The organism is Lutispora saccharofermentans (assembly GCF_024363565.1).
In the GTDB taxonomy this organism is placed as follows: Bacteria; Bacillota; Clostridia; order Lutisporales; family Lutisporaceae; genus Lutispora; species Lutispora saccharofermentans.
The window spans coordinates 138,328-149,386 of the sequence record NZ_JAJEKE010000009.1 but is presented as its reverse complement, the minus strand read 5'-3'; the positions used below and the strand labels follow the sequence as shown (position 1 = coordinate 149,386).

Here is an 11,059-nt window from a genome sequence, read left to right as displayed (position 1 = left end):
CTCTTTTTCATGAAATCTTAAATCTCTATATACATCTTTTATAGCATCAACATTCTTTATTACATTTGTTAAGCCATAAGCTTTATTATTTATGCCTTTTACAGCTTCATCAATGGTCTTTAAATCAAAATCATTTCCTGTTACTTTTGCGTGAGATATGATTGTTTGAAATCCAACATTATTTGCTAGCTCTTTAATATCTGTAGTCCCATCTATAACTTTTAAAAAAGTATCTATATATGAGTAATCTACCTTCATTCTATTCTCCTCTTTTTTATCATTCATCTTTAAGGTTTATCGCGGGTGAAATATTTTGTATAACGTTGTTGCATTAGAGACGCCCATGAAGCTTAGCGCAACTGCGCTTGCTGAGTGGATGTGTTGCGATGTCCTATCTCAAAAGCGTTGCTCCATCAACGAACTCTAATGCGTTGTTAGAGGACGTTGGATTATTTTTTTATAATTACTGTTACACCATCCCCAATAGGAATGATTGTACTATCTACTCTTGAGTCATTAACCACAAGTTTATTAAACTCCTCAATCGATGGTATTAGGTAATGCCATTTTTCATCTAAATCTATAACTGGAAATAATGTATCCTCTGCAATAAAAATTCCATCAGGATTTAATAGCCTTATACATTCTTTGTATAATTCTGGATAAAGTCTTTTATCTGCATCCTGAAATATTAAATCATAACCACCTTCTAATTCGGGAACTATTTCTTTTGCATCACCAATCAATATCTCAATATAATCTGATATACCAGCCCTTTCAAAGTTGTCCTTTGCTTGTTTTGCAACCTTTTCATCGTATTCGACAGTTGTAATTTTCCCACCAAAAGATTTAACGGCTGTTGCCATTGAGGTTGTAGAATATCCTATGCTTGTACCAATTTCAAGAATTCTTTTTGGACGCTTTATCATAATTAATATTTTTAAATATCTTGCTACATCATCATCCACTACTGGAATAAAATCTTTTAGTTCTGTCATATCCTGATAAGTTTTTCTATTAATTTTGTTTGTACTACTGTATAATTCTTCTATATAGTTGTTTACTTTTAAAAAATCCATATTATTTAGCCCCTTTTCTTAAATATTCTATTATTGTAATATCCTCTAACGTCTCTCATTCCCGACACCTAGACCCTTAGAGCAACGCCTCTTAGGGTTGCAGGTGTGGTGCTGCCATACTTCAGAGACTTTCCCTCCGCACCCTTACAGGAATATTCGTGTTATGTGATGCCCCAAATGCGTCTCGTTCTCATATGGCAGGTGCTTTATTATATATAGCATATAATAAACTCTAATTACATTTTACACCCATCACAATCTAAAATTTAAAACACTTGTAAAAAACGAAATGCCATTATACAAAGAATGAGCTAAAATGCAACAAAACAATGAACCTGTATTTATATATAACAATCCTAATATCAAACCACAAATTACCGCCGATAGTGTTTGTACAAAATTAAAGTGAAGTATAGCAAATAAAAGGGATGAAACTAGAAGTGCGATAACCATACCATATTTGTTTTGTAAGGAATTCAATATAAAACCCCTCATCAGTATTTCTTCTACTATTGGAGCAAGCAAGCAAATACGAATAAAATTTGCAATTGGTGCTTGTTGCAATTCCAAAATTGTTTCCTGATATCTACCTGCACTAATAATAAAAATGCTATCAAAAAAAGGATCTAAAAATTTATCTAGCAAAAAGAAAAACAAAATTGAACAGCTAATTGCCAATAATATTCCATTTATCGTTGTATTATTAAAAATACTCACCTTAAATTGGTATTTCTTTATTAAGTAAAAAAGAAATACACTATTAGAAACAATTAAAGCTAAAAGATTTACCCAAATAGAATTCATACTTCCTAAATTTCTCCATAGCTTTATGTTTAGCACAGTAGGAAGTATACCACATGTTGTAAAGTATATAGTTATCCAAACAATAGTATTTTTAATGGTAATTGTATATGGAGTCAAATTCTCACCCTTTCTCTAAATATCGATAATCTTTGTTTCAAATAATCTCATTGGCATTTAGTTTGAATATATCAAAATAAATTACTCTCAGAATCCCACTCCGGTATTGGGGTGTTACTTAATGTTCTCGCATGAACGACATGCCTGAGCCTTAGATAGCTCTTATCTTGGTGAGAGCATGTGTGTTGGCTCTACTCCATAGCTCGTCCCTCCAGCACAAACGGTCATGCTGTGTTAGTGGAAGTCCTGCTATCCTTAGATCCTCACTAATTAAAAATGTTTTGATAAACAATAAATGAATAATGTTCAACAAAAGGTACTATTCTTCTTTTATTAGATTCATGTCTACACCATATGGTATATCCTTTACTGCATCAACTAAAAGGTCATTTATGTCTCCCTCTAATTTAACTTTCTTGATGCCAAATGGCTCATGTAAAATGAGTGTGGCACTTATGGAGTTAATAATATATGTTGTTGATGTGCTTGACCCATAATTACCATGTCTGCTCAAAGGAACACTTTCGTGGATATATACATATGCTATATCATCTTTAACCGATACACCTGAAACCTCCAATTCGGGTGGCAGTGTTCTCCATAAATTTTTGCTTTTTGGTCCCTCTATTAATGCTTGTATAGCCCTTTTGGGCGAAATATCTTTAATGTTTCTTTTTTCTCCAATTAGATATTCTGCATTAGGGCCTGAAAAATATAAAGTAATAAAATCGTTAATATTTTTCCCTTCTTCGGTTTGATCTTCGGTATTAAAATCACTTTCAACCACATTATTTTCTATAGCCTTTAATTGAGCATTAAGATGCATACCGTAATATCCCAGTAATAAAATAATAAGTAAACTAACATAGTCTCTACGTCTTAAATCAAATTTCCCCATTTCATCCTCCTTTCGTTAATTATCTAAATAAATACTATTCTACTAATCCGTCTTAAGCTCTTCGTATATACTTTTCAACCCAGAAAAAAGTTGCTTAGTGATTTCCACTAACATTTTCCTGACACCGGGACCCTTAGAGCGACGTCTCTTAGGGTCGCAAGTGTAGTGTGGCTTTGCTCCAGAGACTTTCCTTCCGCACCCTTGCAGTTATAAGAAGTGGCGACATCTTTTCCCCTACAATCCTTCCCATAATATAAACACTCTGTGCTAATATTCATACTCTAGTTGGGATTGTCTAAATTATATTTGTAAATTATTGATAATAATTTCATTTTATTAGTATCTATTAAAAAATCTTGATTGGAAATCCATTGGTCTAATGCTCCCTCTATTGGTATACTTTTTAATTGTCCATCTATAGTATCATATATTTGTTCTGCAATGTATTGAAAATCAGTATCTGAATATCCTCTGGAAAAATAATTTATCTTGTTTTTTAGTTTAGGTAAACTTCCTAAAGAATTTTCATATTCAATTAACATATTACAGATTTCCAATAGTTTTTTTGTTACTAGCTTCAAATCATTTTCTATATAACAATTTTCTATAATAGGGCCAATTTCTTTTGACAAATAAGGAAGTTTATAAAATTCGCGATGAATCCATTTAGCGTATGATGGTGCATACTTTCTATTTAATAGAAATGCTATCTTTATTATTCTACTTATGCTTTCACTCAAACAATGTCTTGCTGATAAAAAATCTCCTCTATCATCACATAATCCAATTAAATCAATATCCCAGCCCAATGATTGCCATGCATATGCAAGTCTATACTTCCAAATATTATCGGGATAGTAATCACTATAAATCTTTCTTAACTTTGTAAGTTCACCAAATCCATCAAAAAATATTTCACCATTTGTTAGTTCTAATAGACGATTTTCAGGTATGTTCAACCATTGAAAATCATTTTTAGGAACAGTTATTCCAAGATTAGAGTTTAAATATTCTTCGCAAGTAGTAATTTCTATATGTACATCTCCAGTTCTATCAATTGAAGGACTCCTTACTCCCATATATTTTTCATCCACTACAAAACGTGTAGGGTAGCCCATAAATGTAGGTGGGATTTCAGTATTTAAGATTTCATATATCCTATCTTTATATTGCTTTAACTGCTCTGTCAAAAAAATTATACATCTAGGTCCCCACTCATGGTCTTTAGATAGTTCATCATCGTTACCTAAAACCTCTGACCCCCAACCAATTAAAGCAGAAGCATGTTCATCTTCAATAAAATCAATATACCTATTTATAATAGGTTTTATAATGTCATTGTAATATGTCCTGCACAAATCTAATCCTTTCATTATTCATTCCTCTTATATCACTATTATTTATTAGTTTATTAACATTTTAAACTGTTGCATAATATCCCGCTTTTTTATCAAACAAGACCCCAAAGAACAACTCCGATATCGCCATTTTATATAACGTTCTCGCATCTGCGACGTCCGAGCCACTTAGTGACACTTCGACTTAGTGGCTCGGATGTGGGTGCGCCTTCTTCATGCTCGTACAGCATAACCTTTCTACATGCTTCTGCTTTACGCACCCCTTGCGCAGATGTCTTGTTGCACTAAACCGCTTTGCGGTGGCCCTTGTCTCGAAAGTTTCCCTTTTATCCATAATCAGATATCATCTTTACTGTAAATATTATTTCAGAAAGGATGATTCTACATGGAAAATCATATTCAAAAGATGCAGTACGAAATGGAACTTCGTACTTATGCACCTTCTACTCAAAAACATTATCTTTGTCAGATAAGATTGCTGGAAAACTATTGTGGCAAGTCTTCTCCCCTCATTTCTCCTGATGAAATCAAGTAATTCCTCCACCACCGTATCAAAAGCGGCATCAGCTACAGCAATGTTGACATTGCTTGTAATGCTTTTAAAGTCATGTTCAACTCTGTTCTTAATCGTAATTGGTCTGATAACGTCATTATCCGTCCTAAAAAGTTAAAAAAGCTTCCTTCTGTTTTATCTATTGCTGAGATTGGCTCTATTCTTTCTCATATTAATAATTTTAAGCATAAGACTATTTTAGTTACTGCTTATTCTGCCGGTCTTAGAATCAGTGAGGTTCTCAATCTTAAAATCAGTGATATTGATTCTGCCAATATGCGTATCAAAATCAATAACGGTAAAGGCAATAAAGACAGATTTTCTATCTTAGGTGAAAAAAATCTTAGTATGCTAAGGCATTACTACAAGTTATACAGGCCTACTGATTTTTTGTTCCCCGGTATTACTCCTGATAAACCTCTTGCTCCAAGACAAATCCAAGCTGCCTTTAAATCTGCTAAGGAGAATGCGGGTATTCTAAAACCTGCTTCTGTTCATACTCTCAGACATAGCTTTGCTACTCATCTTCTAGAAAACAATACGGATCTTAGGACTATTCAAATTCTTATGGGTCATAGTAATATTAATACTACTTGTGTTTATCTTCATCTTTCTACTAATAGAATTTTGTCTGTAAAGAGTCCTTTTGATGGAGGAAACATCGATGTCTAAAATTCAGCATATCTTTAATTCCTTCAATATGCCTAATATGTCTCCTGTACAAAGAAAAGCTTTTCATTCTATTAAAAATTGCCGCACTCCTCTATTGGGTGCTCATATTAGTCATTGTAATAATTGTGAGCATACTGCCATTTTATATAATTCCTGTCGTAATAGGCATTGTCCCATTTGTCAGGGGGCTAAACAATATGAATGGGTAGAAAAGCAACTCGCAAAGCTTCTACCTGTTGGTTACTTTCATATTGTCTTTACCCTGCCCCATGAGCTTAATTCCATTATACTCCAAAACCAGGAATTTCTATATGATATTCTCATTAAGTCTGCTGCTGATACTTTAAAAGAGCTTGCAGCAGATAAAAAATATCTTGGTGCTCAGATTGGTATTACATCAGTTCTTCATACTTGGGGACAAAATCTTTCTTTTCATCCTCATTTGCATTGTACTGTACCTGGCGGTGGTTTATCTTTTGATGGTTTCAGGTTTGCTAAATCCGGTAAAAAGTTTTTTATCCCCGTTAGTGTCATTTCTCGTAAGTTCAGAGGTAAGTTTCTATATTTTTTAGATAAAGCCTTTAAAGAAGGACATCTTCAATTTTTTAATGATAATCTGGATCTTGCCTTTTATGAGAACTTCTCAGTTTTCAAGGATAGTCTGTATAAAGAGGATTGGGTAGTTTATTCTAAGAAGCCTTTTAAAACTCCATTCCATGTTGTCAAATATCTTGGCAGATATACTCATAGAGTTGCTATTTCCGATTCCAGGATATTGGATTTTGATGGTACTCATGTGACTTTTGAGTATAAGGATTACAAGGATAAATATAGAAAGAAATTGATGAGGCTAAGTGGAACAGAGTTTATCCGCAGATTTTTACTTCATGTTTTGCCTTTAGGCTTTACTAAAATCAGGCATTATGGAGTATTAAGCAGCAGAAATATATCCAAAAAATTAGTACGGTATATGATTATTTTAAAGCAAAAACCATACATACCAAAACTAGAAAGACCCGTTTCTTTATGTCCTATTTGCGGTTGTCCTCTTATGTATAAGGCAGAAAAGGTTTTGGTACCATCATAGTTATCAATGAATTTAATATATTTGCAGTCTTGCCTCTTTATTGGGGAGGGGGAAGCTATGTTCTAAACGCTCTTTTTAAGAATATGATACTTTGCTTTAATGGTGATTTTTGTATATGTATCTAAGTTTTTTATCATTGCTGCTGCAGAAGAAAAGATTGAATTCCCATATATGCTACAAACCGGGTGGTTCAGTACAACCCGAGATTCATGATGTTTTAGTTTATTGCATATTACCAGTTACAGGGTCTTACATTTTTCAGTGTACAGACCCTTTTTTGCTTTATAAACATCATAAATCTCTTATTTGTTATAGGATGTCAGCGACTTCTTTGAAATACTTAATAGATGTCTTTTAATTCTTTTTCGTTTTTTGATCTTTCAATACGGTTTGAATTAATTCCTCTATTGTTCCCTTGCATTTGCAGACCCCGTCTAAATGATAAAATGTACTCGTCGTTTCAAGGTCATTTATTTCATCATTCTTAGAATACAAATATGCTTTAATCCCATTTCCAAGCGCAATACCTAATTCAACATGACTGCCTTTGCCTGCTGGGAATAAAACCACAATAAAATCCGACTTCAATACTGCATCTAATTCCTTATTCCCTATATCTTTGAGTTGATCAATTGAAGTAATATTGTCATTTAATGTCCAATCATATGTATGAATAAATCCCTCATTTATTAAGCTCTCACTTACAAATCGCACAGTTTCTATATTCTTAAGACTTGAAGCAATATAAAATTTTTTCATTGATCCTCCATGATTTTGATGTTTTTTTTAATTATTATAGTTTTCGCTGATTTCCTATAACGTTCTCGCATCTCCAATGTTGCTGAACCGGATATATAAGGAATACCCCTTGGCGGTGCTCGCACCCGGTGAAGCAATATGGCTCGCCTACTTCTTGCTTCAGCTCTTCGCGCCCTTGTGGAGATGTGTTGTTACCTGATGTCAGGGGCCCCGCGGAGCAAGAGCAGCACGGACGCTGCGGCCTTAAATCTCACAGATCCCTCCCTTATCAAAATATATAAATTATTGTATGTTAATAGTTCCAGCTTTTCTCGTCAATGCACCAGGTATCAATTCAAGAGCCATGCACCACTCAGCTTTTTCTGTCTTGTCAGCAATATGGAATATCTCATATTCGTAAGATCCCTTAAAACCAAACTTATGATAAAAGTCTGGATTACCACAAAGGAAAATAGATGTAAATCCCATATCCTTCGCAATTCGAAAAGCTTCCGTCATCATTGCGCGAGCAATTCCTCTACGAAAAAAATCCGGATGAACACTTATTGGAGACAGCAAAAGTTCCGTATAAACATTATTAGATGTAGTAATGTTTGTTTTATATAAAACAATCTGCCCTATCAATTTTCCATCATCATTTTCTACAACTAATGAAAGTTCTGGTATAAAGGTATCTTTTTTCGTACCTCATTCAAATAGTCCCATTCGCCTTCATTAGTTGATGTAGCAAAAGACTTCTTCACAAGTTCATAAACTTCGTCGTAATCGGTAGGTTCTTCTTGTCGTATAATCATATAAGCCTCCAGTACGCTATTAAATAATTCTTAATTAACATTTTCAAACTTAACGCTGCACCAACCTATTCTCTCTCCAAAGACTTTCCCTGACAACTCGCGCCATGGACGGCGCGTCTCCGCCCCCGATATCAGGTAACTATGGCATTTACGAACCTTTTGTTTCGTGAATACCACCTGTAGACTAAAGCCTTGGCTTACCTGTTTGCCTGCTCATCCATAATCTGGTTATATATACAAATACACCACTTCCATTGTTCTAATCACCTACCTAAACTTTACCATACACATTTGGATTTTTCTACATATTATTACTAATTTTGTGACCATTCCCTAGCCATATATTCTCCATATAAAACCTTCAAAATAAATTATGCAAATATTTTGTGTTTTTCGTCATATTAGAAGGAGTTGTTTAATACATGTAGAATAAGTAAATTAAATGTATATCTTATAAATTTCATATCGACTCCGATTCCATATGACCGGTCAAGGTTTTTGGAACGATAGGGCATGGGGAGAAATGCCCATACCTGCCGATGTGCAAAGGAGTCCATCTGTATTGCAGTTTGTGCAAAAACAGGTGGGCTTTTTTAATTAAATAAAGGAGGTGGAACTGGCGTCCGTGCGGCGTCCAGTAAAGGATTGAGCAAAGTATTAATGATTTCTCCGGAAAAGTGCATTGGCTGCAGAACCTGCGAGCTGATCTGCTCCTTCAACAGGATGGAAGAGTTTAATCCGAAACAAGCGGCTGTATCTGTACTGGCTTATGATGAAGCTGCCATAGCAGTGCCAATAATGTGTATGCAGTGCGAAGATCCTTCCTGTATGAAAGTTTGTCCTGTAGGAGCAATAGTAAAGGCAGAAAATGATGCAGTCATAATCGACGTTCAAAAATGTATCGGCTGTAAAATGTGCATAAGCGCATGTCCTCTCGGCAACATCACCTATAGTCCGAAAGAGAAAAAACTAATCAAATGCGACTTGTGCGGAGGGAATCCTCAGTGCGCAGAATTCTGCCCCTCCGGAGCAATTCAGTACAAAGAAGCTACACCTGCAAATCTAAATAAAAAGAGGAAGATTGGCGAAAGATTCAAGGATTTGTTTGGGGAGGTGGAGTAATAATGTTAGGATTTACAGGAAAACTTCTCAGAGTAAATTTGACTGACAAAACTATTAAAAAAGAAAATCTTAATCTGGAGGATGCCAAGAAATATCTGGGTGCCAGAGGCTTGGGCACTAAATATTTTATGAATGAAGTTGATCCAAAGGTTGAGCCTTTCAGCTCCGATAACAAGCTCATATTCATGACAGGTCCCCTGACAGGTACTTTAGCTACTTCTGCAGGCAGATATGAAGTAGTTGCCAAGGCTCCCCTGACAGGTACTATAGGTGCTTCCAATTCCGGTGGACACTTTGGTCCTGAACTCAAATATGCCGGTTATGACGGAATCATATTTGAAGGAAAATCAGAAAAACCCGTTTATCTATATATAAACGATGATGAAGTTGAGCTAAGAGATGCAGAGCATCTTTGGGGTAAAAATGTTCTAGAAACTACCGATACACTGCTAGGTGAAGTGGGAGATGATGCAAGAGTTGCTTGTATAGGCCCTGGTGGAGAAAAGCTGGTTTTGTTTGCAACAGTAATGAATGACAAGCACAGAGCCGCAGGAAGATCCGGTCTCGGTGCTGTAATGGGCTCAAAGAATCTTAAAGCAGTAACGGTAAAGGGTTCGAAATCAGTAGAGGTTGCAAAGCCCAAGGAATTCCTGGAAATTTGCAAGAAGAGCAGAAAGATGCTGAAGGATCATACTGTTACAGGCGCAGGCTTAGCTGCCTATGGAACTGAGGTTCTTGTCAATATATTAAACCAAAGCGGTGCTCTTCCTACAAGGAACTGGAGAGACGGCGGAATATTTGAGCATGCAGACGAAACAGCAGGAGAAACCTTGACAGAAAAATATTTGATTAGAAATAAGGGCTGCTTCGGCTGCAATATGGGCTGCGGCAGAGTAACAAGAATACCCGATGGCAAGTTTAAGAGCTTTGGCGAGGGACCTGAGTATGAAGCAGGCTGGTCTTACGGAGCAGATTGTGGTGTCAGGAACCTGGAAGCCATATGCAAGGCAAATTTCATATGCAATGAATTAGGCATTGACCCCATAACCATGGGCTCCACTATAGCCTGTGCAATGGAGTTGTATGACAAAGGAATATTGACCAGAGAAGAGCTGGGGAGAGATCTTACTTTCGGAGATGATGAAGGAATCGTAGAGTTTACCAGAATGACAGGCAACAGAGAGGGCTTTGGTGATACAATGGCTATGGGCTCCTATAGAATGGCAGAGCTTTATGGTCATCCGGAGCTTTCAATGTCCGTCAAGAAGCAGGAAATGCCCGCTTATGACGGCAGAGGAGTACAGGGTATGGGCCTTGAATATGCTACTTCAAACCGCGGCGGCTGCCATGTAAGAGGGTATCTTACATCCCCTGAGGTACTGGGAATACCGGCTAAGCTTGATCCTTTAGTAACAACCGATAAGGCTCCATGGTTAAAGACATTCCAGGATTTAACGGCAGTAGTTGATTCTGCAGGCATATGTCTTTTCACCACCTTTGGTATAGGGCTTCCCGAAATAGCCGAAATGATTAGAACAGCTTTGGGCTGGGAATGCTCAGATGCTGAAATATTGCAGATAGGTGAAAGAATATGGAATCTGGAAAAACTCTTTAATCTGGAAGCAGGCTTTACAAAAGAGGACGATACGCTTCCTGAAAGACTTCTTAAAGAACCCCTTCCTTCGGGACCTGCAAAAGGCAAAGTTAATGAGCTGGATGTTATGCTAAAGGAATATTATGAGGTAAGAGGCTGGGGAGAAGACAGCGTACCAACGGAAGAAAAGCTGAAAGAGTTGGCAATCAAATATAAGTAAGT

At 36.1% G+C, this 11,059-nt stretch carries 12 protein-coding genes and 1 riboswitch; of the genes, 4 read left to right on the top strand and 8 right to left on the bottom strand.

The annotated features are described in order from the left end of the window. From LJD61_RS11725 to LJD61_RS11705, 5 genes are all read right to left on the bottom strand, one after another. Window positions 1–258, bottom strand: a 258-nt coding sequence (locus LJD61_RS11725; RefSeq protein ID WP_255227729.1) for a hypothetical protein, incomplete at its 3' end; no start/stop codon positions are given. A gap of 191 nt (window positions 259–449) precedes the next feature. Then, complete coding sequence (locus LJD61_RS11720) at window positions 450–1,079, bottom strand: O-methyltransferase (RefSeq protein ID WP_255227728.1); 630 nt, start codon at window positions 1,077–1,079, stop codon at window positions 450–452. A gap of 252 nt (window positions 1,080–1,331) precedes the next feature. Next, complete coding sequence (locus LJD61_RS11715) at window positions 1,332–1,883, bottom strand: CPBP family intramembrane glutamic endopeptidase (protein WP_255227727.1); 552 nt, start codon at window positions 1,881–1,883, stop codon at window positions 1,332–1,334. Window positions 1,884–2,319: 436 nt separating this feature from the next. Then, window positions 2,320–2,898 carry a GerMN domain-containing protein gene (locus LJD61_RS11710; protein WP_255227726.1) on the bottom strand — a complete coding sequence of 193 codons (579 nt, stop codon included), beginning with the start codon at window positions 2,896–2,898 and terminating at the stop codon, window positions 2,320–2,322. Between the two features lie 281 nt (window positions 2,899–3,179). Then, entirely contained in the window at window positions 3,180–4,271 is a 1,092-nt protein-coding gene (locus LJD61_RS11705) for a DUF4037 domain-containing protein (RefSeq protein ID WP_255227725.1), read from the bottom strand. Between the two features lie 592 nt (window positions 4,272–4,863). Between LJD61_RS11705 and LJD61_RS11700 the strand changes: the two genes are divergently transcribed. Together LJD61_RS11700 and LJD61_RS11695 are read left to right on the top strand one after the other, a co-directional pair. After that, window positions 4,864–5,481, top strand: coding sequence for a tyrosine-type recombinase/integrase (locus tag LJD61_RS11700; protein ID WP_255227724.1), 618 nt, complete (start codon window positions 4,864–4,866; stop codon window positions 5,479–5,481). Then, window positions 5,474–6,568, top strand: a complete 1,095-nt coding sequence (locus LJD61_RS11695; RefSeq protein ID WP_255227723.1) for an IS91 family transposase — start codon at window positions 5,474–5,476, stop codon at window positions 6,566–6,568. Before LJD61_RS11700 ends, LJD61_RS11695 begins: the two co-directional genes overlap by 8 nt. Before the next feature lie 354 nt (window positions 6,569–6,922). Here the strand turns inward: LJD61_RS11695 and LJD61_RS11690 are convergent, their stop codons facing one another. The 3 genes from LJD61_RS11690 to LJD61_RS11680 form a co-directional block, all read right to left on the bottom strand. Beyond that, window positions 6,923–7,327, bottom strand: coding sequence for a hypothetical protein (locus tag LJD61_RS11690; RefSeq protein ID WP_255227722.1), 405 nt, complete (start codon window positions 7,325–7,327; stop codon window positions 6,923–6,925). Window positions 7,328–7,609: 282 nt separating this feature from the next. Then, entirely contained in the window at window positions 7,610–7,951 is a 342-nt protein-coding gene (locus tag LJD61_RS11685) for a GNAT family N-acetyltransferase (RefSeq protein ID WP_255227721.1), read from the bottom strand. Window positions 7,952–7,974: 23 nt separating this feature from the next. Then, complete coding sequence (locus LJD61_RS11680) at window positions 7,975–8,121, bottom strand: hypothetical protein (protein WP_255227720.1); 147 nt, start codon at window positions 8,119–8,121, stop codon at window positions 7,975–7,977. A 457-nt stretch (window positions 8,122–8,578) separates the two neighbouring features. Then, a riboswitch (molybdenum cofactor riboswitch) is annotated at window positions 8,579–8,689 on the top strand. A 77-nt stretch (window positions 8,690–8,766) separates the two neighbouring features. Between LJD61_RS11680 and LJD61_RS11675 the strand changes: the two genes are divergently transcribed. Continuing rightward, window positions 8,767–9,243, top strand: coding sequence for a 4Fe-4S dicluster domain-containing protein (locus tag LJD61_RS11675; protein WP_255227719.1), 477 nt, complete (start codon window positions 8,767–8,769; stop codon window positions 9,241–9,243). 2 nt (window positions 9,244–9,245) lie between these two features. Further along, on the top strand, window positions 9,246–11,057 hold the full coding sequence (locus LJD61_RS11670; protein ID WP_255227718.1) for an aldehyde ferredoxin oxidoreductase family protein: 1,812 nt from the start codon (window positions 9,246–9,248) through the stop codon (window positions 11,055–11,057). Window positions 11,058–11,059 lie beyond the last annotated feature (2 nt).